The sequence below is a fragment of the Lysinibacillus sphaericus genome (assembly GCF_006864135.1).
Taxonomy (GTDB): Bacteria; Bacillota; Bacilli; order Bacillales_A; family Planococcaceae; genus Lysinibacillus.
This window is the reverse complement of sequence record NZ_SADV01000003.1, coordinates 125327-152044: the sequence shown is the minus strand read 5'-3', so window position 1 is coordinate 152044 and position 26718 is coordinate 125327. Positions and strand designations below refer to the sequence as shown.

The 26718-nt window shown below is 34.2% G+C and carries 24 protein-coding genes and 1 pseudogene; 16 read left to right on the top strand and 9 right to left on the bottom strand.

The genetic code is table 11. The features are described from left to right. Nucleotides 1-4 precede the first annotated feature (4 nt). From C7Y47_RS05015 to C7Y47_RS04985, 7 genes are read left to right on the top strand one after another with little or no spacing between them, the layout of a single operon-like run. Nucleotides 5-763: an ABC transporter ATP-binding protein gene (locus tag C7Y47_RS05015; RefSeq protein WP_142507756.1), complete on the top strand. Its 759-nt coding sequence runs from the start codon at nt 5-7 to the stop codon at nt 761-763. After that, on the top strand, nt 747-1508 hold the full coding sequence (locus tag C7Y47_RS05010; protein WP_142507755.1) for an ABC transporter permease: 762 nt from the start codon (nt 747-749) through the stop codon (nt 1506-1508). Before C7Y47_RS05015 ends, C7Y47_RS05010 begins: the two co-directional genes overlap by 17 nt. Nucleotides 1509-1522: 14 nt before the next feature. Continuing rightward, nucleotides 1523-2560: a methyltransferase gene (locus C7Y47_RS05005; protein ID WP_142507754.1), complete on the top strand. Its 1038-nt coding sequence runs from the start codon at nt 1523-1525 to the stop codon at nt 2558-2560. Nucleotide 2561: 1 nt separating this feature from the next. Beyond that, nucleotides 2562-8075, top strand: coding sequence for a non-ribosomal peptide synthetase (locus tag C7Y47_RS05000; RefSeq protein ID WP_142507753.1), 5514 nt, complete (start codon nt 2562-2564; stop codon nt 8073-8075). Beyond that, nucleotides 8059-9180 carry a saccharopine dehydrogenase NADP-binding domain-containing protein gene (locus C7Y47_RS04995; RefSeq protein WP_142507752.1) on the top strand — a complete coding sequence of 374 codons (1122 nt, stop codon included), beginning with the start codon at nt 8059-8061 and terminating at the stop codon, nt 9178-9180. Before C7Y47_RS05000 ends, C7Y47_RS04995 begins: the two co-directional genes overlap by 17 nt. After that, nucleotides 9177-10262, top strand: coding sequence for a Gfo/Idh/MocA family oxidoreductase (locus tag C7Y47_RS04990; protein ID WP_142507751.1), 1086 nt, complete (start codon nt 9177-9179; stop codon nt 10260-10262). The genes C7Y47_RS04995 and C7Y47_RS04990 overlap by 4 nt, the downstream gene beginning before the upstream one ends. Beyond that, nucleotides 10250-11023 carry a thioesterase II family protein gene (locus C7Y47_RS04985; protein WP_142507750.1) on the top strand — a complete coding sequence of 258 codons (774 nt, stop codon included), beginning with the start codon at nt 10250-10252 and terminating at the stop codon, nt 11021-11023. The genes C7Y47_RS04990 and C7Y47_RS04985 overlap by 13 nt, the downstream gene beginning before the upstream one ends. Nucleotides 11024-11120: 97 nt before the next feature. Here C7Y47_RS04985 and C7Y47_RS04980 read toward each other — a convergent pair whose 3' ends face one another. Then, nucleotides 11121-11366, bottom strand: coding sequence for a hypothetical protein (locus C7Y47_RS04980; protein ID WP_255505010.1), 246 nt, complete (start codon nt 11364-11366; stop codon nt 11121-11123). Continuing rightward, nucleotides 11359-11565, bottom strand: coding sequence for a YolD-like family protein (locus C7Y47_RS04975; protein ID WP_142507749.1), 207 nt, complete (start codon nt 11563-11565; stop codon nt 11359-11361). The genes C7Y47_RS04980 and C7Y47_RS04975 overlap by 8 nt, the downstream gene beginning before the upstream one ends. 238 nt (nt 11566-11803) lie before the next feature. Here C7Y47_RS04975 and C7Y47_RS25435 point away from each other — a divergent pair, with 238 nt between their 5' ends. Next, nucleotides 11804-11929 (top strand): hypothetical protein, encoded by a 126-nt coding sequence (locus C7Y47_RS25435; protein WP_255505009.1) that lies wholly within the window; start codon nt 11804-11806, stop codon nt 11927-11929. A 78-nt stretch (nt 11930-12007) separates the two neighbouring features. On the opposite strand, the gene C7Y47_RS04965 is transcribed toward C7Y47_RS25435, so the two are convergent. Beyond that, nucleotides 12008-12253 carry a YkuS family protein gene (locus C7Y47_RS04965; protein WP_132358618.1) on the bottom strand — a complete coding sequence of 82 codons (246 nt, stop codon included), beginning with the start codon at nt 12251-12253 and terminating at the stop codon, nt 12008-12010. A gap of 325 nt (nt 12254-12578) precedes the next feature. Between C7Y47_RS04965 and C7Y47_RS04960 the strand changes: the two genes are divergently transcribed. From C7Y47_RS04960 to C7Y47_RS04950, 3 genes are all read left to right on the top strand, one after another. Next, nucleotides 12579-13013 carry a MarR family winged helix-turn-helix transcriptional regulator gene (locus C7Y47_RS04960; RefSeq protein ID WP_142507747.1) on the top strand — a complete coding sequence of 145 codons (435 nt, stop codon included), beginning with the start codon at nt 12579-12581 and terminating at the stop codon, nt 13011-13013. Nucleotides 13014-13066: 53 nt separating this feature from the next. Continuing rightward, on the top strand, nt 13067-14263 hold the full coding sequence (locus C7Y47_RS04955; RefSeq protein ID WP_142507746.1) for a serine hydrolase domain-containing protein: 1197 nt from the start codon (nt 13067-13069) through the stop codon (nt 14261-14263). Between the two features lie 185 nt (nt 14264-14448). Next, the gene (locus C7Y47_RS04950) at nt 14449-14643 is read left to right on the top strand and encodes an integrase (RefSeq protein WP_255505008.1); all 195 of its coding nucleotides are present in this window, start codon (nt 14449-14451) and stop codon (nt 14641-14643) included. A gap of 308 nt (nt 14644-14951) precedes the next feature. Here the strand turns inward: C7Y47_RS04950 and C7Y47_RS04945 are convergent, their stop codons facing one another. From C7Y47_RS04945 to C7Y47_RS04930, 4 genes are all read right to left on the bottom strand, one after another. Continuing rightward, complete coding sequence (locus tag C7Y47_RS04945; RefSeq protein WP_142507745.1) at nt 14952-16097, bottom strand: hypothetical protein; 1146 nt, start codon at nt 16095-16097, stop codon at nt 14952-14954. A 667-nt stretch (nt 16098-16764) separates the two neighbouring features. Then, the gene (locus C7Y47_RS04940) at nt 16765-17910 is read right to left on the bottom strand and encodes a hypothetical protein (protein WP_142507744.1); all 1146 of its coding nucleotides are present in this window, start codon (nt 17908-17910) and stop codon (nt 16765-16767) included. Between the two features lie 507 nt (nt 17911-18417). Further along, complete coding sequence (locus C7Y47_RS04935) at nt 18418-19569, bottom strand: hypothetical protein (protein WP_142507743.1); 1152 nt, start codon at nt 19567-19569, stop codon at nt 18418-18420. 455 nt (nt 19570-20024) lie between these two features. Then, the gene (locus C7Y47_RS04930; protein ID WP_142507742.1) at nt 20025-21170 is read right to left on the bottom strand and encodes a hypothetical protein; all 1146 of its coding nucleotides are present in this window, start codon (nt 21168-21170) and stop codon (nt 20025-20027) included. Between the two features lie 458 nt (nt 21171-21628). Here C7Y47_RS04930 and C7Y47_RS04925 point away from each other — a divergent pair, with 458 nt between their 5' ends. After that, complete coding sequence (locus tag C7Y47_RS04925) at nt 21629-22279, top strand: DUF4085 family protein (RefSeq protein WP_142507741.1); 651 nt, start codon at nt 21629-21631, stop codon at nt 22277-22279. A 359-nt stretch (nt 22280-22638) separates the two neighbouring features. Here C7Y47_RS04925 and C7Y47_RS04920 read toward each other — a convergent pair. After that, nucleotides 22639-22886 (bottom strand): annotated as a pseudogene (locus C7Y47_RS04920) (LOG family protein); the annotation flags it as partial. A gap of 216 nt (nt 22887-23102) precedes the next feature. Here C7Y47_RS04920 and C7Y47_RS04915 point away from each other — a divergent pair. From C7Y47_RS04915 to C7Y47_RS04900, 4 genes are all read left to right on the top strand, one after another. Continuing rightward, complete coding sequence (locus C7Y47_RS04915) at nt 23103-23420, top strand: MazG nucleotide pyrophosphohydrolase domain-containing protein (protein WP_142507928.1); 318 nt, start codon at nt 23103-23105, stop codon at nt 23418-23420. 24 nt (nt 23421-23444) lie between these two features. Continuing rightward, complete coding sequence (locus C7Y47_RS04910; protein WP_142507740.1) at nt 23445-23888, top strand: GNAT family N-acetyltransferase; 444 nt, start codon at nt 23445-23447, stop codon at nt 23886-23888. A gap of 194 nt (nt 23889-24082) precedes the next feature. Beyond that, on the top strand, nt 24083-24292 hold the full coding sequence (locus C7Y47_RS04905) for a DUF6440 family protein (protein WP_142507739.1): 210 nt from the start codon (nt 24083-24085) through the stop codon (nt 24290-24292). A 220-nt stretch (nt 24293-24512) separates the two neighbouring features. Then, nucleotides 24513-25019 (top strand): hypothetical protein, encoded by a 507-nt coding sequence (locus C7Y47_RS04900; RefSeq protein WP_142507738.1) that lies wholly within the window; start codon nt 24513-24515, stop codon nt 25017-25019. A gap of 78 nt (nt 25020-25097) precedes the next feature. Here the strand turns inward: C7Y47_RS04900 and C7Y47_RS04895 are convergent, their stop codons facing one another. After that, nucleotides 25098-26270 (bottom strand): multidrug effflux MFS transporter, encoded by a 1173-nt coding sequence (locus tag C7Y47_RS04895; protein WP_185903399.1) that lies wholly within the window; start codon nt 26268-26270, stop codon nt 25098-25100. Nucleotides 26271-26718 lie beyond the last annotated feature (448 nt).

The following is a 26718-nucleotide window of genomic DNA, read 5'->3' as shown; positions in this document are numbered from 1 at the left end:
TGTCGTGTATAGAATTCAGCATGTTGACTTAGCGTACAAGACAGCCTCAGGTACGGTTAATGTCCTGCAAAACATTAACCTTCAAATATCTTCTGGTGAATGTGTAGCTATTGTTGGTGTTTCTGGTAGTGGGAAATCCTCTTTATTAAAAATTGTAGCTGGTTTGGAAAAACCGAGTAATGGAACCGTTTATTTTGATGGAAAAGAATTGAAAGGACCACAGCAGGAGATAGCGATTATTTTTCAAAATTACGGCCTGTTCCAATGGAAAAGGGTGAAAGATAATATAGCTCTCCCTTTAAAGCTTGCCAAACGACCCAAGCAGGAACGGGAAAAAGAGACACAATTTATTTTATCACAATTGAATATTCACAATCAGCAGTACAGTTATCCTTTTCAACTGTCCGGGGGACAGCAGCAAAGGGTTGCAATAGGGAGAGCTTTAATCCAAAAGCCAAAAGTTTTGTTAATGGACGAGCCATTTTCAGCGTTAGATATTTTAACGAAGGAGCAATTAATACTAACATTGCAGAAAATACGTCATGAAAGAAATTTAACGCTACTATTTGTGACACATAACATTGATGAAGCGTTGATGATGAGCGATCGCATCGTCGTCTTTCACGCGAATGGAAAAACAATTGCAGGCACCATTGAGAATGATTATCAGATAGAGGAGCGACGTAATCCTGCTTTCATGTATCGTCAACAACAACGAATTAAACAATTACTAAAGGGAGAGCCGTGTGAAGAAGACATATAGTATAGCCATCGCTACCATTATCATTATTTTATTATGGCATCTATCTAGCATCTCATTGAATAAAGCTTTTTTACCTACACCTTTTGAAGCGGGACAATCATTTTTAACAGTAGTAACTAGTGGTGAATTAACACAGCATTTTTTCATAAGTAGTTATCGAGTAGGTATCGGTATAATCTGTGCTCTCTTTTTCGCGATTCCTACAGGTTTACTTATGGGGTGGAATAAAAAGATAGATCTTTTATTAAGTCCTTTATTATATGTGCTTTATCCTATCCCAAAGGTTGTTTTTTTACCAATTATTCTCGTGCTATTTGGATTAGGGGATGTCCCAAAAATCATGTTAATTGCCTTTGTTCTTTATTTTCAATTGGTAGTAGTAATTCGTGATGCCGCAAAAGGAATTCCTTATTCTCAGAAACAAGTTATTCAATCATTGAACGCTACAAAACTACAAACACTGTGCCATTTGACACTACCCTATTGCATACCGAGCGTAATGACTTCCTTGCGAGCTTCATTAGGAACAGCATTAGCAATCCTATTTATAGCTGAAACCTTTGCATCATTTAGTGGATTAGGTTATTACATTTTAAATCGAATGGATAGTAGAGATTACTTAGCTATGTATGCAGGTGTAATAGGGCTAGCTTTATTAGGAGGAGGGCTATATGCCCTTATTAATATCGTAGAAAATACTATTTGTAGATGGTATAAATTGATGGCAGATAGCAGCAGTAATTAATAAGGAGATTAACTATGGATATACAAGAAAGTATGATACGTTCAACGATTCAAGGCTTTTCTACTTCTTATTTGCTATATACAGCTTGTGAATTAGGAATATTTGATGCCATATTCGATGAACGAAAGCATGTAACGTTATTGGCACAAGAATTAGCGCTTGACGAAGAAATGCTCTTTCGTTTTATGCGACCATTAGTAGCTTTGAAATATATGGAGGAAGAAAATAATTATTTTAAATTACTTCCTTTAGGGGAGAAATTATCAGGACAAGCAAGTGATTCATTAAAGGATTTTTTATTATTCACAGGCAGACAGGCAATGCCTTATTGGTCGAAGCTTTATGAAGCGATGAAAACGAAGAAAATCCCTTATCAATTAGTAGAACAACAGTCTTATTTTCAAGCGCAAGTACAGCAAAATGAAAAATTTGAAGTGTTTAATAAGATGATGAGTAAAACAAGTGAACGGCTTCAACTAGAAGCATATTTTGCAGAAAAAAAAGATTGGTACTGCATCAAAAAAATTATCGATGTTGGTGGAGGATCTGGAGAGATAATTACGAAATTTTTGGAATTTTACCGCAATGCTCAAGGGATTGTAATAGATCTGCAACATGTACAACAAAAGGCAGAAGGGAAATTGGAGCTTTACGGCATCAACAGTCGATGTACATTTCAGGCAGGAGACTTTTTTCAAGAGGTACCTAAATTGGGTGATCTCTATATTTTATCGCGAATCCTCCATGATTGGGAGGATGAAGCAGCAATCACAATTTTACGTAATATCGCTCAAAGTATGGGGGAAAATTCTACACTAACTATCATTGAAAAATTATTACCAGAGGTTATTGAAGGAAATGCCTCGCATTTATATATGACGGATTTAAATATTTGGACGATGTGTGGAGGTAAGGAAAGAACACAATCCCAATTTGAGGTGCTATTTCATCAAAGTGGATTAACGATCAAAGCACTTTATTCATTAAAAGAAGATGACTATCTAATAGAAGTTGTAAAAAAGGACTTCGAATATCAGGAGGGAATATTATAACATGAAAAAATTATTAGAGGAGTATAGCGAGCTGGGAGTGAACCTTTGGGTAGAAGATGGAAAATTACATTTTAAGGCTCCAACTGGTGTACTTACAAATGAACGTAAAGAGCGATTGAAAGAATATAAAAAGCAACTCCTTGATTATTTACAGAAGGAACAACAATCAATTATTCATGATACTGAAAAACGCTATGATTCCTTTCCGCTTACTGATATTCAATCAGCCTATTTAGTAGGTAGAAGCAACAATTATCGTTATGGAGGAGTAGGTTGTAAAGTATATGCAGAACTAGTTGGCACTACTTTTGATCCTATACGGCTTGAAAAGGCATGGCACCAAGTCATAAAGCGACATGATATGCTCCGTACGATAGTGCATCAGGAGGGTTATCAGCAAGTATTAAAAAACGTAGAGCTCCCAACTATACAAGTTATTGATTTATCAGATGAAGTACCTGAAGTAGCCAATCAACGATTATTACATGTAAGAAATGAGTTATCTGTTAAGCAATATGCTCCTAATAAATGGCCGTTGTATGACCTAGTCCTTACACAGCAAAAAAATCAAAGTGTTATTCATCTATCTATTGATATGTTAATTGCTGACTTTGTCAGTATCAATGTATTAATAGCAGAATTAGAACACTATTACTATACAGAAGATACTCCATTACCAGCTTTAGATATTCAATTTAGAGATGTCATGATACAACAATATGAACAACATGATCGCTCGATTGCCAATGAAAAAGCTAAAAATTATTGGACTAGTCGTTTAGAGACTTTCCCAGAGGCGCCAGAGTTACCCGTTCAAAGCGACAAAATTGATAGCAATACAATTCGTTTTGAACAATTTAATTTCCTGTTACCTAATCATAAATGGCAATTTTTAAGTCAGAAGGCAAAAGATCATCGGCTAACTCCTTCCAGTATTATTTTAACAGCTTTTGCTGAAATTATTGGCTTATGGTCAAAACAATCTCACTATAGTATGAATATAACGATGCTTAATCGACCTAATATTCATGCTCAAATTCATGATGTAATTGGAGATTTTACGACCATCAATCTGTTAGAAATACATGCAAAAAGAGATAGAGCATTTTATGAGCATGCGGCTGAAATACAACAGCAGCTATGGACAGACTTAGAGTATCGCGATTTTTCAGGAATTGAAGTATTGCGTGAATTAAAGCGACATCGTAATCGTGATGTTATTATACCGGTAGTTTATACAAGTACATTAGGTGCAGACGCGAATAGTCATATGTCTGAAAATGAGCCTAAGTTGAAATTAGCATATAAAATTAGTCAAACACCTCAAGTATGGATTGATTGTCAAGTATCTGAACAACCGGATGGAATATTAATAAATTGGGATGTACGTGAAGGTATTTTTCCAAGTGGGCTAATCGATTCAGCCTTTCAATTTTTTGTAGATCACTTAACAAAACTTGCAACTAACGAAACAGCATGGACAGAACGTCAATTATTAGGTTTACCTGAAGCAATGCAAAAGATTAGAAATGAAGTAAATAAAACAACGATTGATTTACCAAAGGGGTTACTCTATGACAATGTGCTAGATGCTATTGCACAATATGCTAAAAATATAGCTATTTACGCAGATGGTAAATACTTTACATATGAGGAGCTCGGTCGTTATGTTTATGCCATTCAACAGGCATTGATTAATAAAGGTGTGCGGCAAGGAGATTTTGTAGCAATTGACTTACAGAAGGGTATTTGGCAAATTGCTGCTGTAATAGGAACATTAACAGCAGGTGGCGTGTATTTACCTTTAGATATTGAGCAACCAATTGCTCGTAAAAAAAATATTATAAGTGAATCACAAACCACTTTTATTTTAGGTCATGCTAGCCATAGTGATTTATACGAACAAGAATCTCTTTCCTTTATTGAAGTCGAGCAATTAAACACTGCTTTAGAAGCACAGTTAACTCCTGTACGTGTAGATGTAGAACAGCCAGCTTATATTATTCATACGTCTGGCAGTACAGGAAAAGCGAAAGGCGTTATTGTTAGTCATAGGGCAGTACTGAATACAATAATGGATATGAATCATCGTTTCCAAGTAACAGAGCATGATCGAGTTTTAGCAATTGCCAATTTAGCTTTTGATTTATCGGTATACGATATTTTTGGATTATTAAGTGTTGGTGGTAGCGTTATATTACCAGAGCATACACGTCTTAAAGATCCAAAACATTGGTTGGAGCTTTTAACATCTCATCAAGCCACTATTTGGAATTCAGTACCAGCCCAATTGCAACTTCTTCATGCATACATACAGGATACGACAACAACTCTTCATAAAAAATTACGTTTAGTATTTTTATCTGGAGATTGGATACCTGTTACATTACCAAAACAAATGGCACATTATTTTGAACAAGCGAAATTTATCAGCCTTGGTGGAGCAACAGAAGCAGCAATCTGGTCTATTTATTATCCAATAGATATAAATACTACCTATAAGAACAGTATTCCTTATGGTAAGCCATTAGCAAATCAATATTTTTATGTTTTGAATAAGGAGCTAGAGTCATGCCCTGATTGGACAATTGGTGATTTATATATTGGGGGAGAGGGGCTTGCTACCGGCTACCTACAGAATGAAAAAAATACTACAGCGAAATTTATTGTCCATCCTTACACTGGAGAGCGTTTATATGCAACTGGAGATATAGGGAGATTGCTACCAGATGGTGTGATTGAGTTTTTAGGGAGAGAGGATACTCAAGTAAAAATTAATGGGCATCGCATTGAGTTAAGTGAAATTGAAAGTTCGATGCAACGTATGCAGCAGATAGAGCATGCAGCGGTTATTGCAAGTAAAGATTTGGCAAGTAAAGAATTTAACATTTCAGCATTCGTGCAAGCAAGGAAAAATGCAAATCAAATAAAAACATTGGTTTCTTCAGAAAGATTAACAACTGTAGTTAAAAACGCTGGAGATCAAGCGACCCATAATGTAGATCGAGAGTTATTTGCACAATGGTCTACAATTTCAAATTGGACAGCCGTACTAGATATTATGAAAACATTCCAAGACTTAGATATTTTTATAGATGATCGAGAATTTTCTATAAGTGAAATTCAGCAAATAGTCAAAGTACATCCATACTACCATCAGCTACTAAGAAGATGGCTGAATGTTTTATGTAAAGAAAATCTTATAAAGCAAAATCCAGCAACGTCAAACTATTATCTAGTCAATAAAGATTTACCACACAATGCATCAGAAATCTCTTGGCTAAAATGGAGAGACATTGAAGAAAAAATGCAGTATGGAAAAAAACTTGTGGATTACTTTGAAGATTCAAGTAAGCATCTTTTAGGTTTACTTCGCGGGGATATTGATTCATTAGATTTATTTTTTCCTAAAGGAAGCTTTGATATTGCTTTAGCGGCATATAAAGACAACCTAATTAGTCGTTCATTAAATCAAGTTACAATTCAAGCTGTCCATACAATTGTAGATGAATTTAGAAAGGCTTATCCAAAGAAAACGTTCCGAATTTTAGAGGTAGGAGCTGGCGTAGGCGGTGTAAGTTTAGAGTTAATACCAACATTAAATCATAAAAATGTAGAATATGTTTTTACAGATTTATCACAATTCTTTTTAAATGAAGCGCGAAAATCGTTTGAACCTTATAAGTGGGTTACATATGGTTTGTATGATATCAATCAATCCTATTGGTCTCAAGGAATTCAAGCATCTTCCTTTGATTTGATTTTATGTAATAATGTTTTACACAACGCTAAGAAAGCTCCACAAGTGTTACAAACCTTTAAGGAAATGACAGTTGAAGGAGGAGCGTTAATAGTAGCAGATACGACTGGGGAAAACTATTCACTTCTTACATCAATGGAATTTCATGCTGGTCTAAATGATTTTGAAGACTTTAGAAAAAACAATGATCAAGTATTTTTCAATCGTGAACAGTGGCATGAGTTATTTGCAGCAACAGAGGTGGAGATAGCCGGTGTATATCCTACAAAAAATGATCCATTATCCGCTGCAAATCAGGCAGTATTTGTCGGTCAATTTATAGGTGAACGTAAGAGACTTTATGCGAGTGAGGTTCAGCAACATTTAGAAAGACAACTACCAAAATATATGATACCAGCGCATATTGAAGTGCTTCGTGAACTACCGTTATCTGAAAACGGCAAAGTGGATCGAGGTGCATTACAAAGTCGACTAGAAGCATCCAATCCATTTATTGCACAATCCGGTGAATCTCCGCAAGGTGACTTAGAGAAAAGAATTGCAGAAATTTGGGCGAAAGCACTAAATAGAGAAAGTATTTGGCGCAATGAAAACTTCTATCAAGCAGGTGGCGATTCATTACTAGTTGCACAAGTTGTGGCAGCAATGAGAGATACACTTTCAGAAGTGGAGCATTGGGAGTGGGATCAATTAATGGTAGAGATTTTACAAACACCGACGATTGCAGAAATTGCAGAAAAGATAAGTCACTCGCTTGAAAATCATCAAACAATGCAGGATGAAACTGCCTCAGATACGAAAACATCTTTCGTTATGTTAGCTGAAGGAGAGGTTGGCGGAAAAATTAAAGTACTATTCCACGATGGAACGGGAACACTTACACCTTACAATCAATTGCTCCCTTATTTAATAGATGAACCAAACCGCAAAGACACGATAGCAGGATTTATTTTTGGTGATGAAGCAGATTATTTAGCCTATACACCTGAAACACTTATTCAAAATTTAGGGCAAAAATATGCGCAACAATTGTTAAAGCTAAACGCTTCAAACTTTGAATTAATAGGGTACTGTATGGGAGGGCTTATTGCTGTTGAAACGGCAAAGGTGTTACTTGCAGAAGGTGTTCAAGTTGAACCAGTCATTACAATAGATACTACGCCTTGTGATGCAAAGCTTCGAAATGATCTATTAATGGAAAGAACATTTGGTTTATTAATAGGCGCTGATCTTGTAAAAAGTGGTCACGATGTCGAGGATGAATTACTAAAAAAAGCACTACATGATTTAATCAAAAAAGAAGCGAATACCATTACAATTGAAGATTTATGTAATCTAACCGGAGAGTTTGCACCAATTGCACAATGTTATCAAAAGCTTGCTAGCAAGTCTCCTAAACAGAGATTAGTAGATTTATATACTACCGTTCCAGCTTTGCAAGGTGATATTTCAGCTTTTCAAAAGCAACGAATGGTAACGCTATATCAAATCTTCTGTCAAAGCTTTAAAGGTGTTGTATCGTATGGAACCGAGCCTTTCATGGGAGACGTAGTTGCATTTAGTTGTATTGATAAAATATCATCCTTTTTACCGGTAATTGGTACAAGAAACGAAGAATTTTGGAGAGATATTACATTTGGTCATTTAAATATCATTCCTATAAATGGTAATCATCTTACATGTTTGCAGGAGCCTAATGTGAAAGAGACTGCTCAATTACTGCTTAAAGGAGTAAGCCATGAACCATCAATTTAAAATAGGAATTATTGGCTACAATGGGGCTGTTGGACAAGCGGCTGTACGATATTTAAAAGATAAATATCCATTACGCTGTGGGAGTAGAAGTGAGCATGAAGAACATTCTCAATTAGACAAATTTATGGAATATATGCAGGTAGATATATATGACCAAATAGCGCTAGAGACATTTTGTGCAGGTTGTACAATCGTGTTAAATTGTGCAGGCCCCTCGTATAGCATTATTGATAGAGTGGCTCAAGCTGCCATAAAAGCTGGGGCCCATTATGTCGATGCATTTGGGGCAGATTTGTTGGAGAAGAAATTTATACAGCAGGAGCTAACAAATATAATGATTCTTTCAGCAGGAAGTTTTCCTGGTTTATCGGGGATTCTTCCTCGCCTATTAGCTCAAGAAGGATTTGATCAAATAGATAAAATAAGCGGCTATGCAGGAGGAGAAGAAGCATATAGTAAAGGCGCAGCAGCTGATATAATGCTTAGCTCTATCTATGGTTTTGGTACAGCGAATGCCTTTTATAGGGATGGAAAAATAGTACGTGAACTAGCACAGACAGAAAAAATAAATGTGACAATTAATGGTGAGGAAAATACAGTCTATGCTCAAAGGTATATAACAAATGAAACAATTCGCCTTGCAAAAAAGCTACATATAACCGAAGCACATTGGCATAATATTTATCCAAATAAAGCTGTTTTTTCATTATTACAACAAGCGTGTATACAATTAGCAATGAAAAATACGCCTGAACATTTACATCAAATTGTAGATGACTTGCTGGAAAAACTTATCATTTTCCCTGTTCGACAAACATGGTACACAATCGTCATAGAGATGTTTGGAAAATTTAAGGGACAATCGATACGACGACAAGCTCAATTACTTTGTCAAAATAGCTTTACGATTAGTGGAATTATTTGTGCGTTATCTGTAGAAGCCATTATAAAAGGGATAATTCAGGAAAATGGAGTTTATTGGGCTTGCGACATATTGAATCCAAGTAATGTCATGCGAGAATTGCATGAACAGTGTGTGATAGAAGATTTTATCATTACTTCACAGACAGAAAATCACCTAGACTTGGAGGAAGGGATATTATGAGGCCATTAAGAGTAGTCGTTTGTGGTACGAAGTTCGGTGCTTATTATTTGCAGGCAATCTTAAATTTACCATCTCTTTATAAGCTTGTAGGTATTTTATCTAAGGGTAGTAAACAGTCGCAAGAACTCGCCAATACATTGAATGTTCCACTTTACACAACTGTAGAAGATATAACAAATGAGCAGGTGGATGTTGCGTGCGTTGTTGTTAAATCAACGATCGTGGGTGGAGAAGGGACAAATATAGCACAAGCATTTTTAGAGAAAGGTATACATGTTATACAGGAGCATCCTGTCCATGAGGATGACTATGTAAAGCTAATTAAAAGTGCGAAAGTAGGTAATTGTAAATATCACTTAAATAGTTTTTATCCAAATGTTGATGCTGTACATTCCTTTATACAAACGGCGAAAACATTAAGAGAAGTTAGTGATATTATTTATTTAGAGGCGGCTTGTAGTATCCAAGTATTATTTCCAATGCTAGATATTATAGGGCAAGCCCTTGGTAGTTTACAATCCTGTATATTTGAACCAGTTAATGACCCTACAGAGCATAGTCCTTTTTATATGCTATCTGGACAAATACGGGACACCCCTGTGACATTACGTGTTTTCAATCAAATGGATTTAGCTAATCCAGAAAGTAACATTTATTTATTGCACAGAGTGACTTTAGGAACGAATAGAGGAACATTGTATTTACCGGACACGCACGGTTCAGTGCATTGGATGCCGTGTATGAGTTCGTCATTAAACGAATCGCCTATATTAAATAAGAGAATAGACAATAAATTTCTAAGCTATCCAGTAGAGGAGATTGTCTTTACTGCACAAAACAATAGCTTCGAAGATCACTATAAAAAAGTATGGCCTAAAAGCGTTGAACGTTCTCTTCTAACATTTTTTGAAGATATTTGGAATCGTTCTTACTTTAATCAAACAACACAATATTATTTAACAGCTTGTAAATTATGGAATGATATTGGCAGAAAAATAGGACCCTCTCAAAAAGTTTATATACGGGAAAGAGAACCATTAAGAATGAAGGATATCAAGGAGGATGAAGAATGGGTGTGGTAGACGTTAAAAAGTGGTTTCCTTTTGTGGACGAGTTAGATTACGAAAATAGTAATAAGCTTTTCTGCTTCCATCATGCTGGAGGCAGTGCCGCCGCTTTTAGAAATTGGAAAACATGGGAGCAGAACTTAGCTGTATTTCCGATAGAGCTACCTGGTAAATCAACAAGAATAAAAGAACAGTATATTACAGATTATCTTCATGTGATGCCACAAATTGCAGAAGCAATTAACAGAGTAACAAACCAAACGCGAATATATTTTTATGGTCATAGCATGGGAGCTATTCTTGCTTTTAAAACAGCCTGTTTACTAGAAGAAAAATATAAGAAAAAAGTGAATTTATTAATAGTAGCAGGTCGCCATGCACCTCAAGATCATTTCCCTGATGACTATCAAACATATATGGATGATAGTGAATTAGTTAAAGAATTAATACGAGTAGGAGGTACACCGAAAGAGTTATTGGAAAATAAAGAAGTTTTACAACACATTTTACCAATGGTGAAAAATGATTATCGTTTGAATGAGTCTTTTGATTATCGTAATGAATTATTTCATGGTCCGATTGTTGCTCATTGCGGAACTAATGATCCAGACGCACCAGCAAGTAGTATGAAAAGTTGGGGAAATGTCACGACAAATTCTTTTAATTTGAAAGAGTTTTCGGGAAGTCACTTTTTCCCATATGAAAATAAACAGGATTATTATAAGAGTTTGGAGCAGAACTGTATACAGAGTTCTTCTAAGATTTGTATTAAGTAAAAAAAATTTAAAAATGAGGGTATCTTAAAATTAGAGATACCCCCGTTTTGTATTCATATAAAGTATTTATTGAACCTGTAAAAGCTGTAATATATCCTTACCAATTTGCCCAGGGTTTGTCTACATTTACCCATTTAACTACCTCAATATTTTTCTTAGCAAGCACACGTTTTTTGTTATAAAAATCGTTTCTTAAGTCTTTAAATAAACCATCTACAACATTTAAATAGACCTTCGACATTTTTAACTTTTCAAGCGATGAATAGTCTTGTTGTAATGACCGAATGGCCACGTCTAATTTTATATAGTCGTATAAGATTGGTCGATCTTCGTGATTAATCATCAGTGTCCACCAGCTTTGCATCTTGTATATCATTAAATGCAATACGTTTTACTGATATATCTGTATCCAGTAATAGCTCCCTTTTGTGCGGATACATCCCTGTTACTAATCCAGTTTTGTCATGCAAATTATGATTATGCCACAGTGTAAGTGTAACTAGTACTCGCAATTTGAAGGCACGTTGTATCGTTTGTTCAATCTCTTCAAGTTCTCATTCAGTCAAATCACGTTTTTATCGTAAAATTGCTCTTGTTTCCACTATCTTATCTCTCACAAGATGTTCTGGCAACATCATTGCGCAGAGATAAATAATGAAGATGTTACTTTATTTGCAGGAGCCGGAATTGTTAACAGTTCATTGCAGGATAGTGAATTCAATGAGATCTCTGTGAAATTAACAACAATGTTAGATGCAATGGGGCTAAAAGAGAATTAGAATGATGCAAAGAAAGTATTCTAAAAAAGCACAACAAGATTTTTTTACAGTAAGAGCTTATGAAAAAAGAATAGGTAAAATTTGTGAGAACCCAAGCGTAGAAATTATTAAAGACCTGGGCAAATGAGTATTCTATAATCACATAAATAGTAAAAGGTGCTGCTCTATAGTCAACAAAGCTATAGCGACAGCACCTAGTCATTTATTAGTGGAAATATTTATCGACACGTTGAAGTACTTCGTCAGCAGAAAGACCATCAGCGTCAATAACAGGTCCTGCCATGATAGGATCACTAATTCCCATAATATCTCTGTCTTGCCCAGTGATTACGCAGGCATCACATTTTTTTGCATCTTCTTCAGTACGAAGTTGAATAACTTCATAACCTTTTGCCTTTAAAGCGTCTTCAACGTTTGTTAATGATTGTTCCACACCAATTATTTTAGACATTACTCTTCCACCTCCTATATGTAATGTGTCAAATAGGCTTGCTAATTATTCACTTAATTCATTTTTTTGTTATACATAATTTAATGGCGGGAAATTAGTGAAATTTATTTTCCACTGCAACGAAATGATATGAGCAATTATATATGATTACGGCCAGCGATTTGTACCACCAACGACATACTCTGTACCAATGAGTGACAAGATATTTACCACTGAATGATAGACCTTAATTAGTGAACATACATAATGTTATGACATATAAGATTGACGTTTGACAAATCAATTGTTAATATATTAGATATCTAACACATTAGTAGGTGATTTTTTGTCCTTATATGAACAGGTTAAGCGCATTAATGAAGCAGAATATACGATAAACCGTTTGATATATAAACATTATAAGCAATATTTAAATAGCGGCATTACAACACAACAAGCGGTTGTATTAGATATTGTGTATTTAGCAAAACGTATTACGGTGGGTGAAATTGCGATTGAAATGAATATTAGCTCTAGCGCAGTTAGCCAATTAATAGCGAAGTTGGAAAAGAATAAATATATCAAACGAGAAATTAATCTACAAAATCGCCGTGAAGTATTTATAACGTTAGCTGAAAACGGATTGGAGTATTTTTCGAAGCAAGATTATGTAGAACAGCAAATTGCAGATAAAATTTACAGCAAAATTTCATCAAATGAGTTAAACGAATTAGAACGAATTGTTGAAAAATTAAGGGAGATCGCAATGGAGGAATTATAAAATTTCTTCATGTCTAATATGTTAGGTATCTAATTTTTTTAGGAGGTTAACAAATGGAGGGTTTACTTAAAAATATCTCGTTTAATGGTGCAATGTATTATGAAAAACATGAACAAATCAAGCAATATTATCATGGTTATCAGGATATCTCAGAGCAACATCTTATTACTGAAAATACACAATTTAATCTTGCGTCGTTAAGTAAAATGTATACAGCGGTAATGACATTTCAACTAATTGAAAAAGGACAGTTACAGTTAGATGATAAAATTACAAATTGGTTTAACGCACCTCATTTTACAAATGTGACAGTTGCACACTTACTTACACACACATCTGGTATTCCAGAGTATATTGCAGAAGATTTTACAAAAAGTGTTGAAACATTTGTCGAGACGGCACTGCCACAACATATGCCGAATGAGCATTGGTTCTATAGCAATACGAATTATGTTTTACTTGCAAAAATTATTGAAGAAGTGAGTAGCTTATCGTATGAAGTATATTTACAACAATATATTGCAAGACCATTAAATCTCACTAGTACAACAACACAGCCTACAAAACAATACGAAGCGCAAAATCATACGTATGATTACGAGGAACAACGATATAAAAAGGTAAATAATGACCCATATTTTTGCAAAATTGAAAAATATAATAATATATTTGGTGACGGTGGTATTTATGCAACGGTGGCAGAGGTAGCAAAGTTTTTAAAAGCATTTTTGCAAGGACGGTATATTAGCAAAGAGATTGTGCAATCCATGTTAACACCAATAGAAGTCGCTGGGCATTATAGTTATGGTTTTATCGTACAAGATGACTGGGTTGGTCATACAGGTGGATGGATCGGTTGTTCAGCACAAGCTTTTATTAATACTTCCACAAAGGATATGATTGTATTAGCAACGAATCAAGAAGTGTTTCCGCAATATGAACAAGAAATTGTGAATTACTTAATGGGAATACAATATTCTGTAGAAGCACCAAAACATATAGAAATATTATCGCTTACTAATAAGGATGATATTACAGGTCAATATGAATTAGCAGATGAACTTAGCACAAAATTTACGATCATAAAGGATAGACAATTTATGATTTCATTTGAACATCAGTTGTCTGTGCCACTTTATAAAATAGATGAGTCGTATTATTGGGTACATAATACGATGAGTTATGTAGATGTTGAGAATCAATTATTTATCGATGAAGGTGTTGAAGTACCTTATCATAAAGTCAATTGATCTAGTCATAAAAGTCGTACTTGTAATAAAGAGCATTTAATAGAGCTACGGCAAATAAAAGAAACCATTTTGAAAAATTGATCAAAATGGTTCTTTACATAAATACGGATTATGTCGATATTTTTGTTCAAATCATATTTTATGCCAAAAATATAGGTTTTTTATGATCCAATTATCGAGAGATATTGGAATTACATGATGAAGGGATCAGTTTAAGAGGCATTGCCGCAAGTACTGGAAACTCTCGTCAAAAGGTAACAGAGGCCATTCAACTAGCCACAATGAAAGGATTGAACTGTCCATTTGATGAAGAGATGGACGACAAGTGGATTGAAGAATTTCTATTCCCAGAGAAGTCATTGGAAGGTTCGGGGAGGTAACCACTCAATTTTGAATACATTCATGAAGAATTAGCCAAACCTAACGTGACTCTTTCTCTTTTACACCATGAATCAGCAACTTTATCAATGGATTTACCTTCTTGGATAAATGCACATATTCATGCGTATGACTATTTCGGTGGAGTTACCCAGATTGTTGTCCCGGATAATCTGAATATCCAGATTAGAGGAAATTAAACGGAATGGCCGAGACTTATAAGGACCAATCTTTAAATAAAGAATACCAATTAAAAAGGGGAAGCCACCAATCATTTTCAATGAATGGTGTGACACCCCGTTTTCTTTACCTATTGTGGAAAATAGTCTTGACCGTTAACTGTTAGTTTAGAAGGTGAAATTAGAATTTCTTTATTTGCTTTGAAATATGGTTCTAAAATATTATTAAATGCTCCCCATTTCTCTTCAATTTTCGCTTTGTCTTCTTTTATATCTAACTTTAAGATATCTTCATAAAGCTGTTTTAATTGCTTGCTATCCGCTTCGCTAACTTTGAATTTATAGTCAGCCATGAATTCTTCAAATGTTGGAGGCGTTATGAATTGACTAATGAGGTAATAGAAATCCTCCCATAGTTTTTCAGACAAATCAGCTTTGTTTTCTTTTTCAGCTTTTTGAGCATTATCATAAATATCTTTTAATTTTGCAAAAGCTTCAGTAGGGATGTCTAACCCGAATTTTTCCATATATTCTTCAAATGTTGGAGTTGGATAAAGTTTATCTACATATGGTTGAAGGGTTTTATAAAATTCATCCATTTTTTCGTTTGCCTTTTCCTCTTGACCATCTTTTTCAAGTTTTACCCATTCTTCATAAATAACTTTAAGCTGTTTATTATCAGTTTCTTCAATAACTATATTTTTTTCACTAAATCCGTAATCTGCTATAAACTCTTCAAATGTTGGAGGTTGCAAGTTAGTCAAAATATATGGTTTTGTAATTTTATACATGTCTTCGTAGATTTTACTGATTTCTTCAAATTTCTTTTCATATTCTTCTTCTGTCATTTCATCTGAAAATTCTTTTTGCAGCTTTTTCTTTTCATTAAACAATTTTTCTAATTTTGTTAGATCTTCATTTGTTACCTCTTTAGGCAATTCTTTTTTATAAACTTCGAATGTATAGAAGTCTGAAAAATCCTCTGCAACGGTACCTTCAACAGTGATTTCCTGACCTTCTACAAAGTTCATTTTTTCTAGTTGTTCATCCGAAAATTTATAAAAGCTAATATAGTAGTTTTTACCGTCTCTTCCTTTTAGATAAATCCCATCATCACTAATGCTTTGAATCGTTCCTGTAACTTGTTGTTCGATTTGAACAGTAACACCATTTGTTGGTTCTACTGCAGAAGCCCCTGCTTGAAGCGGCGTCAGAACAGCCATTCCTATTGTTAATGCTGAAGCAATCATCCAAGTTTTTTTAATTGGTTTTTTCATGATCATTTCTCCTTATATTTACTCTGAAGCTTAATGTTTCCAATATTTAGACGGATTACCAAGTGAAAAGGTTCGTTGTTTTTCAAAACATTAAAACATTCCATGTTAAGTACCCATAACATTAGATCTTGAGATTAAATAAAACACCATAGTACAAGGTAAAAGAGAAGGGGACTTATATCAGAGGATGGGCAAATGAAGTTCTTCTTATATTTTTTCTATAAAGATAGCATACTTTTAAAAACTGGTTTATTACCAAAAGTTGTGGATGACTTTTGGTAAAACGTCTACTAAGTAAATAGTTGATTGGAGTGGAGATTGGGAGACTCCTCGGGGATCAGCGATAGAGGAACGAAGGCTAAAAGCACCACATCCTGTGATAACGCCTTCGTGACCAACATCGTGTTGGCCCGAGACCCTGCAGCGAAGCGAAGCGGCTCATCGGACGCCCCCAGGAAGCTTTGCTCTGTGCGAAAGCGAAGCGTCAGCTACAAATGTTTTGACTGTGCGAAAGCGAAGCGTCAGCAACAAAGCGCCCAGTCGGAACGGAAATCAACCACACGTTTTGGTGATGATCCAAAAAATTCGAAATACTATTGTGGAATTAACAAAAAAGGAATCCCAACAATCATCCTAAATGATTGTTGAGACACCTCAATTCTCTACCTTATTGTGGAGTATATTCTTGGCCGTTTATTGTTACTTTAGAAGCAGTAATTAGAAGTTCTTTATTTGCTTTGAAATATGGTTCTAAAATATTATTAAATGCTGCCCATTTCTCTTCAATTTTTGCTTTGTCTTCTTTTTTATCTAACTTTAAGATTTCTTCATAAAGCTGTTTTAATTGCTTGCTGTCCGCTTCACTAACTTTGAATTCATAGTCAGCCATGTATTCTTCAAATGTTTGAGGCTTTATGAATTGATCCATGATGTAATAGAAATCTTCCCATAGTTTTTCAGACAAATCAGCATTGTCATCTTTTCCAGCTTTTTGAGCATCCTCATAAATATTTTTTAGTTTTGCTAAAGCTTCAGCTGGGATATCTAACTCAAATTTTTCCATGAATTCTTCAAATGTTGGAGTTGGATAAAGTTTTTCATAATACGGTAGAAGAATTGTATAAAACTCATCCATTTTTTCGACTGCCTTTTCCTCTTGACCATCTTTTTCAAGTTTTACCCATTCTTCGTAAATACTTTTAAGTTTTTTATTATCATTTTCTTCAAAAACTATATTTTTTTTACTAAATTCGAAATCTGCCATATACTCTTCAAATGTTTGAGGTTGCCACTTAGCTAAAATATATGGTTTTGTGATTTTATCCATTTCTTTATAAATTTTATCAATTTCTTCAAATTTCTTTTCGGTTTCTTCTTCTGTCAAGTCATTTGCCAATTCTTTTTGCAGATTTTTCTTTTCATTAAATAATTTTTCTAATTTTGTTAGCTCTTCTTTCGTTATCTCTTTAGGCAATTCTTTTTTATAAGCTTCGAATGTGTAGAAATCTGAATAATCCTCTGCTACGCTACCTTCAACAGTGATTTCCTGGCCTTCTACAAAGTTCATTTTTTCTAGTTGTTCATCCGAAAATTTATAAAAGCTGATATAGTAGTTTTTACCATCCCTACCTTTTAGATCAATCCCATCCCCGTAGACGCCTTTAATCGTTCCTGTAATTTGTTGTTCGATTTGAACAGTAACACCATTTGTTGGTTCTACTGCAGTAGCTCCTGCCTGAAGTGGTGTCAGAACAGCCATTCCTATTGTTAGTGCTGAAGCAATCATCCAAGTTTTTTTAATCGGTTTTTTCATAATCAATTCTCCCTTTTATTTACTCTGGAACTAATGTTTCCAATATTTAGACGGATTTCCAGATGAAAAGGTTCATTATTTTTTAAAAAATTTTAAAACATTCCATGTTAAGTACATAAATAAAGGTACATATTGTTGGCAAAACCTTATAAATAATGAATGCGTTGATAAAAATTCTACCACCAGAAATTATTGCTAATAAAAGAATTGTTCCGTTTTCTGTTTCACCTCAAGTGAAATAAAAATTAGATTTAAGAAACTACCTATTGAAGGGATAGAAGTAGAAAATGGTTAAGCAGTGATGAAATTGAACTTGTAAAAGTAAAAGGGAATGTTTGCTCTGTTTCAAAAGAGAAGGGGACTTATCTATATATTATTTCAGAAAGATGAGATAAAGGAGGTACCTCTTATATTTCTGCTATAGAAGTAAAATGGATAAATTAAGTCTAAAAAGGGGAATCCGACCAATCATCTTCATTGATTGGTGAGACACCCCGTTTCCTTTACCTATTGTGGAAGATAGTCTTGACCGTTAACTGTTAGTTTAGAAGGTGAAATTAGAATTTCTTTATTTGCTTTGAAATATGGTTCTAAAATATTGCGAAATGCTTCCCATTTCTCTTCAATTTTTACTTTGTCTTCTTTTATATTTAGCTTTAAGATTTCTTCATAGAGCTGTTTTAATTGCTTGCTATCCGCTTCGCTAACTTTGAATTCATAGTCAGCCATGTGTTCTTCAAATGTTTGAGGCTTTATGAATTGATCAATGATGTAATAGAATTCTTCCCATAATTTAACAGAATCATCAGCGTTGTCATCTTTTTCTGCTTTTTGAGCATTATCATAAATATTTTTTAGTTTTGCTAAATCTTCAGCAGGGATATCTAACTCAAATCTTTCGATAAACGCTTCAAATGTTGGAGTTGGATAAAGTTTATCAAAATACGGTTGAAGGATTTTGTGAAACTCTTTCATTTTTTCTTTAGCCTTTTCCTCTTGACTATCTTTTTCAAGCTTTACCCATTCTTCATAACTAGCTTTAAGCTGTTTTTTATCATTTTCTTCTATCACTATATTTTTTTCACTAAAGCCGAGACCTTCTAGATACTCTTCAAATGGTTCAGGTTGCCAAGTAGCTAAATAATATGGCTTAACAATTTTACCCATATCTACATAAATTTTTTGCATTTCTTCATATTTCTTTTCTGCCTCTTCAACATTATTTTTATCTGCTTTTGCAGCTTCATTTTGTAGCTTCTTCGCTTCGTTAAACATTTTTTCTAATTTTGTTAAATCTTCATTTGTTACCTCTTTAGGCAATTCTTTTTTATAAACTTCGAATGTATAGAAGTCTGAAAAATCCTCTACTGCGCTGCCTTCAACTGTGATTTCCTGTCCTTCTACTAGGTTCATTTTTTCTAGTTGTTCTTCAGAAAATTTATAGAAGTTGATATAGTAATTTTTACCGTCTCTACCTTTTAGAAAAAGCCCGTCATCACTGATTCCTTTAATCGTTCCTGTAACTTGTTGTTCGATTTGAACAGTAACACCATTTGTTGGTTCTACTGCAGTAGCTCCCGCTTGAAGTGGCGTCAGAACAGCCATTCCTATTGTTAGTGCTGATGCAATCATCCAAGTTTTTTTAATCGGTCTTTTCATGATTATTTCTCCCCTTTATTTACTCTGGAACTTAAAGTTTCCAATATTTAGACGTATTTCCAGTTAAAAAGTTTCGTTGATTTTCAAAATTTTAAAACATTTCATGTTAAGTACATACATAGCTGTATAACATCAAAGTTTGAGCAGTCTGATCATATAAAGCACTAATAGGACAAGGTACATATTATTGGAAAAATCCTATAAATAATGAATGCGCTGATAAAATTCTATCACCAGAAACTATGGCTAAAAAAGAATCGTCCTGTTTTCGTTTCATCTTAAGTGAAATTAAAATGTTTTCTCTGTTTCAAAAGAGAAGAGGACTTTTATCGGACGATGGGCTAAAGGAAGCTCTTCTTAATATAAAAAATCTCTGAATAGTATTGTGGAATTAACAAAAAGAGGAATCTCAACCGTCATCTTAAAGGATTGTTGAGATTCCTTGATTCTTTTACTTATTGGGGAAAATATTCTTGGCCGTTAATTGTTACTTTAGAAGCTGAAATTAGAAATTTTTTATTTGCTTTAAAATAAGATTCTAAAATATTATTAAATGTTTCCCATTTCTCTTCAATTTTTGCTTGTTCTTCTTTTTCATCTAGCTTTAAAATTTCATCATAAAGCTGTTTTAATTGCTTGTTATCCGCTTCACTCACTTCAAAATCAAAGTCTGCCATGTATTTTTCGAATGTTAGAGGCTTAATGAACGGATCAATGATGTCATAGAATTCATTCCATGTTTTTTCAGCTAATTCATCATTTTTAGCTTTTTCAGCTTTTTGAGCATCTTCATAAATAGTTTTTAGTTTTGCTAAAGTTTCAGTAGGGATATCAAACTCTTTGTCTTCCAAGTACTCTTCAAATGTTTGAGGTGGATAAAGTTCATAAAAATATGGTTCAAGGATTTTATGAAGTTCACCATATTTTTCGTTAGCCATTTCCTCGTTACCATCTATTTCAAGCTTGACCCATTCTTCATAAATAACTTTGAGCTGTTTTTTATCATTTTCTTCTAGCACTATATTTTTTTCATTAAATCCGTAACTTGCTATATATTCTTCAAACGTTGCAGGTTGCCAGTTAGCTAATAGATAAGGTTTTATAATTTTATACATGTCTTCACGTATTTTCTTGATTGCTTCAAATTTCTTTTCAAACTGTTCTTCTGCCATTTCATTTGACAATTCTTTTTGCAGCTTGATCTTTTCATTAAACAATTTTTCTAATTTTGTTAGCTCTTCTTCCGTTACTTCTTGTGGCAATCCTCTTTTATAAACTTCAAATGTATAGAAGTCTGAATAATCCTCTACTACGTTTCCTTCTACAGTAATTTCATGTCCTTCAACTAAGTTCAAGTTTGCTAATTGTTCTTCAGAAAATTTATTGAAACTGATATAGTAGTTTTTACCGTCTTTACCTTTTAGATTAATCCCGTCTCCGTTAGTGTCTTTTATCGTTCCTGAAATTTGTTGTTCGATTTGGACAGTAACATCATTTGTTGGTTCTGCTGCAGTAGCTCCTGCTTGAAGTGGTGTTAGAACTGCCATTCCTATTGTTAGTGCTGATGCAATCATCCAAGTTTTTTTAATTGGTTTTTTCATGATCATTTCTCCCTTTTATTTACTCCGGAACTTGAAGTTTCCAATATTTAGACGAATTACCAAAGGTGAAGGTTCTTCTTTTTTTGAAAAAGTTAAAAAGTTTAAATATTTCATGTAAAGTGCTTAAATAGTTGTATAACAATAAAGTTTGAGATTTCAGAAGAATTAACGACAAGAAACTAAATTCAGAATGATGAAAATTAGGTGTCTGGTGGTGTGAATATGGGAATCGCTATTGGTGATGAAGTTAGTAATGGTCATGATAGCGGTAGTGGCAGTGAAAAAACGAAAAGAGTTGTAGAATGGAGATTTAAATAAAGGGGTCGCATACGAATGATTCAAGCGGTGATTTTTGATTTAGATGGAACATTGTTAGAGCGTGATAGTTTAGTTCTTTCGTTGATCTTCACCAGTAGAAAAAACAAAATAAAGAACAGAAAGAGAAGGGGGATTTTTAATTGAAATATTTCACTAAAAATTGGTATCGTGAAATGCAAGTCTATGGTTTTTTAACTTTTCCTGACGCTATAGAAGATTGGGAAGAAAGTTTAAATTGGAAAAACGAAGATGGGACAAGCTATATTGAAATGTTACAAGCAGAGTTGGAATGGCGAAAAAATGATTTATTAACGTTTCTTCCGGCGCCATTTCATCCATATATTTTAGATGGTTCTCTAAAAACAGAATATCCATCTAAAGAATTAAGAAAAATGGCTGAAGAGTGGAATGAAAATTATCAAAGTCGTAGCCGAGATATACGTAAACAGTATTTAGAACAATTTGAAGAAATAAAAGAGCAGCTACCATCTCAAGTTCTTGAAATACATACAAAATCATTACATGATGGAGAAGTATTATCTTTCTCCTCAACTGAAACTACAATTACGCTTATGATAGCTGGAACAAGTGTAGGTTGGTACGACACAAATGTAAAACTAACTTTTAGTGATATAGAGAAATGTTCGATTCCAGAACAATTAGAAAGTTCTTGGTGGCTATATGATGAAATCTATAAAACTAATACAGGGTTTGAATTACACGTATTATTTGACTGTCCACTTTGTGAATTAATGATACAGGCTAGGGAATTAAAGATTGAGATACTATAAAAATAGACGTGATATACATAAGCAACGGAAGCATCTGTTACCAATAGATACATGCTATGTGGATTGGCTGATTGGAGTGGAGCTGAGAGACCCCTTGGGATTAGCGTCACAGATGATACCCTGGAGTGCAAACGGATGTTTTCTGTGCGAAAGCGAAGCGACAGCAACAAAAGTCGCTTATCGGGCGCCTCCAGGAAAGCACTCAGTCGGAACGGAAATCAACGACTCGTTGTGCAGAAAGATATATTTGATTTAAATCTCATAGACAAATGAAAAACAGCTGATTTTATAGATTTCAGCTGTTTTTTGTAAGATAGTGAAGAATTTTTATTAAATTCAATCCACTATCCTAAATTTATTCATTTAATCGTTTGATACGTTTTAACTGTAGGAGGAACATAGGCTGCACATTTATCTAAAAGTCCCACAACTCTTCATCTACAAGTAGGGCATTTCGATATTGGGCTTGTAAAAATTGTGCGTTTTGCATATGGTCAAATAACCCAATGAGTAAATCATAATAATGATTGATATTTAAAAGCCCACAAGGCTTTTGCAGAAGGCCGATTTGATTCCAAGTGAATACTTTAAAAAATTCTTCTAACGTAGAAGAATAGCTCCTTCTTTATATGCTTCAGAAGCACCGATGCTTGATCCGCAAAATACTGCAATACTATCCATCATTGTTCCTCCATATCTGATAAGTATATTTCCACATTAACGGGCAGTGAACTTTAAGCGGGGGATGAAGAAACCCCCTGATTCACGTTTCACTTTTATAGTATAATTTAATTTCGAGAGGAAAGAAATGGAGGAAATAGAAATGGAATTAAATGAGTTTCAAAAATGGCTAAAGGATTACTATGATACACGTGGTTGGTCTGATTTAAGCATTTTTACGCGTATTGGTTTTCTAGCTGAAGAAACTGGAGAAGTGGCGAGAGCTATACGAGCGTTAGAGATTGGAAGAGATAGACCAGATGAAAAGATTCAATCATATGAAGAAAATAAGCAAGAATTAGTAGAGGAGCTTGGAGATGTTTTAGGAAATATTATTGTTATCGCTAATAAATATGATATTTCACTGGAAGAAATTTTTTCAGCGCATCAGGAAAAGCTAATGAAGCGTTATAAAGCATAGAATACATATGGAAGGGGGATTTATATGGATTATCAAATTGAGATTTTATTAGAAAATCACGATGACTTTACTACGTTTTTAAATACAAAATTAAAAGAGTACAACGATGAACATTCATCGTATCATAAAGAAAGTAGACAAAAGGGTTCTATTCGTTCGTTAAACCTAATCGTTACTGATCATCAACAGCAATGGATAGGTGGCATCACAGCTGAAGTTTATTGGGGTTGGGTAGAAATCAATAAATTTTGGTTTAGTAAAGAATACCGTGGAAAAGGTATTGGTGGACAGCTACTGGCCAAAGCTGAAGAAACAGCCAAGCAAATGGGCGCTACGAAGGCATTATTAACTACATATGACTTTCAAGCACGTACGTTTTATGAAGCGAGAGGTTATCAAGTTGTTGGGGAAATAAAAGATTATCCGCCTGGAAGTAGCTATTATACAATGGTTAAACATCTACTTTAAGTTTAGAAAGGCTGTCTGCTTACCTCTTCTAACGGGAACTTTCGTATTATATGTTCATACAATGGGTAGTTTTCAAGAAAATTGTTGCCCTTTTATTACTTTTGTAATAATCAACTGATAAGTGCATAGTATAAAAAGGTGTTAGTTGAAATTACAGTAATAGTTAACATATACATGAATATGGGGGCGAAAAAATGTTTAATAAAGACGCAGAGAAGAACAAAGGTTCAAAGAAGAGATTTGAAGAAATCCTTACAGAAAATGGTGTGGCAAATGGAAACAGAATAATAGTAGATAAAGAAACAGGAATTCATTATTTATTTAGTTGGGGTGGATATGCGGGGGGAATCACTCCGTTATTGGATAAGGATGGAAAACCAATGATAAAACCAAATAATGAATAACATTCTTTATCCTGTTCAACTATAGGGGCTTTAGTTAAATATTAGCTTTACTCAATATCAAACATAAAAACAGAGTTGATTCTACACATTTTGTAGATAGTAACTCTGTTTTTATGTTTTAATAGCAACAATCTTTTAGAAAACAGCCTAAAAATATATGGTTAAAAGATGACTAAAAAAACGCCCTAATGTCAAAATTATAATAAAGGGGAGATTTAGTGTGTACTCGATATCAAACTTTAAATTACTCGTTGATAATCAGGCAGAAATTGATACCATTCATCAAAATTGTGATAATTTAATCCAGAAAACTGTAACGCCTAAAATGGATGCGGAAGTCAATACTTTGTTAGATGCCATTAATAAAAAACTAACCGAACAAGGCTTTACAATTACAGTGACATCTACTGGACTAATCGCAAAATATAGTGAAGCAGTTATTAATGTTGACAAGCATTCGAAAGATTTGGAGGAGTGCTTTTTCATTAATTTAAATAATTTTGCGGAGGATCAAGTTTCCATTGTTTTAGATGTTTCCGATATAATGATGCCGAAAATCTCCAATAATCTTGATGGCTACTCTGAAATTATTGAGCAAATGACAGATACATTAAAGTACGCAAAAAGTCTCGAAAAAGCTTGTACTTCACCAAAGTTTATTTATAAAACCCAAAGTAATATTATTTTTCATTCTGCTGAAGAAGTCGTCAATTATTATTTTCAATAAAGAGGCAGCCACCCTCATAGTAAAATAGGGTGGCCGATAAATGAAGTGCTATTGATTATATATTCCCGCTACAATATTTTAAACAATAAACTTTCTTCCGAATAATAACAGTATCATCGATAGGATGAAAAAATATAGTGGCATGATCGTTAACGAACCATTATGCAGGAAACTCATACCTGATGTTATTAAGCTTACAAGTAAGTAATAGCCTAAGCTGAAAATTGCGCCAGCTGTCCCGATAACGTCCTGAAAGTTGACAAGTGCAAGGCTTAAGCAATTAGGTAGAGCAATTCCTGATCCTAATAAGGTAATAAAAATGGTTACTAAAATGCCCACTAGTAAGACAATATTAGGCAATGGGAAAGAACTAACGATTAGTAGCAATACAGCGCCGACAGTCATCACAGAACAACCGAGATGAATTACTTTCTCTGGCTGATAGTTGCTGATGAGTCTTTTGGAAATCATGGCACCAATAATAGAGGCAAGCGCCACAATTATACCAAGAAATCCATAAAGTCCTGGTGATAAATTGAAATGGTCAATAAAGATAAAGGGAGCTTCGGCATAGTAACTAAATAGCACACCATTTATCCCACCAATTAGCAATCCAAAGGCAAGTACCCGTGGAGATGAAATAATACGTTTTACAACTGGGAAAATAGCAATTGTTTTTCTCAATGATGTATCTGTTGTTTCTGGAAGTCTAAAATAAGTGTAAATAAACAACAAAATACTCATTGCAACGAGCACAAAAAAAACAGCTCTAAAACCAAATGCTTGATCGACCCAGCCACCAATCAGCGGCCCTACTGCAGGGGTAAAGGCAATTACCGCAGAAATTTGCGCAAACATAGCATGTCTTTTACTGCCAGATACGCTTTCTCGCAAAATGGTTTGCGTTATTATCGAGCCTGTCGCCGCCCCAAAAGCTTGTATAAATCTACTAACTAATAGAAAAGTAATAGTTTCTGCGTAAAAACACATGAAACTGCCAATACTATAAAAAATTAAACCGCCTAGCATGGCCGGTCTTCGTCCAATAAAATCAGAAATCCATCCCCAATAAAAGACCCCAAAAGCAAACCCTATAAAATAAATACTTAAGGTTAACTGTACAGAGCGATTTGAAGCATTCAAAGCGTCTGAAAGATCAGGTAGAGATGGTGAATAGATTGTCTCGCTAATCTGTGGAAAAGATACAAGAACAATCATTAATAGTAAAGATGGTGCTACATGTTTTTTCAACTTATTGCCCTCCTACAAGCAAAATCTACTTCTTTAGAAAAAAGTAGACGTAGCTAGGGAAACGGCGGGACCATAATAAGTATTCGTTCATAAGATGTCATTTTCAATCACCTAAATATGCTTAAAGTAGGAGTGCATAGTTCTAGTTACAATTATAAAGATATTTGCAATTTTTAAAAGGAATATATAGAAAAATTATGAATAACTTTAATAGTTTGGGTTAATTCCCGAAAGCCGTAGTGCTAACGTAACGTCAGTGGCAAGAATATTTGGTCACGAAGGTGTTTTCACAGGACGTGATGGTTTTAGCCTTTGTTCCTCTATACCTGATTCCCAAGGAGTCACCCAGTCTCCACTCCGATCGACTAAAAGTGCTGTGTTTAATAAAATGGTCATTCCCAACTTTTGATGATAAATCTAAATTTTCAAAAAATACTTGTACATAGTA

Bases quoted from the DNA above. Each gene is read 5' to 3' on its own strand.
- C7Y47_RS04910 (WP_142507740.1), top strand. From the start codon at position 23,445: ATGGATTATCAAATTGAGATTTTATTAGAAAATCACGATGACTTTACT.
- C7Y47_RS04905 (WP_142507739.1), top strand. From the start codon at position 24,083: ATGTTTAATAAAGACGCAGAGAAGAACAAAGGTTCAAAGAAGAGATTT.
- C7Y47_RS04935 (WP_142507743.1), bottom strand. From the start codon at position 19,569: ATGAAAAGACCGATTAAAAAAACTTGGATGATTGCATCAGCACTAACA.
- C7Y47_RS04995 (WP_142507752.1), top strand. From the start codon at position 8,059: ATGAACCATCAATTTAAAATAGGAATTATTGGCTACAATGGGGCTGTT.
- C7Y47_RS04955 (WP_142507746.1), top strand. From the start codon at position 13,067: ATGGAGGGTTTACTTAAAAATATCTCGTTTAATGGTGCAATGTATTAT.
- C7Y47_RS05005 (WP_142507754.1), top strand. From the start codon at position 1,523: ATGGATATACAAGAAAGTATGATACGTTCAACGATTCAAGGCTTTTCT.
- C7Y47_RS04990 (WP_142507751.1), top strand. From the start codon at position 9,177: ATGAGGCCATTAAGAGTAGTCGTTTGTGGTACGAAGTTCGGTGCTTAT.
- C7Y47_RS04915 (WP_142507928.1), top strand. From the start codon at position 23,103: ATGGAATTAAATGAGTTTCAAAAATGGCTAAAGGATTACTATGATACA.
- C7Y47_RS04945 (WP_142507745.1), bottom strand. From the start codon at position 16,097: ATGAAAAAACCAATTAAAAAAACTTGGATGATTGCTTCAGCATTAACA.
- C7Y47_RS04930 (WP_142507742.1), bottom strand. From the start codon at position 21,170: ATGAAAAAACCAATTAAAAAAACTTGGATGATTGCATCAGCACTAACA.
- C7Y47_RS04965 (WP_132358618.1), bottom strand. From the start codon at position 12,253: ATGTCTAAAATAATTGGTGTGGAACAATCATTAACAAACGTTGAAGAC.
- C7Y47_RS04940 (WP_142507744.1), bottom strand. From the start codon at position 17,910: ATGAAAAAACCGATTAAAAAAACTTGGATGATTGCTTCAGCACTAACA.
- C7Y47_RS04980 (WP_255505010.1), bottom strand. From the start codon at position 11,366: ATGATTAATCACGAAGATCGACCAATCTTATACGACTATATAAAATTA.
- C7Y47_RS04985 (WP_142507750.1), top strand. From the start codon at position 10,250: ATGGGTGTGGTAGACGTTAAAAAGTGGTTTCCTTTTGTGGACGAGTTA.
- C7Y47_RS05000 (WP_142507753.1), top strand. From the start codon at position 2,562: ATGAAAAAATTATTAGAGGAGTATAGCGAGCTGGGAGTGAACCTTTGG.
- C7Y47_RS25435 (WP_255505009.1), top strand. From the start codon at position 11,804: ATGATGCAAAGAAAGTATTCTAAAAAAGCACAACAAGATTTTTTTACA.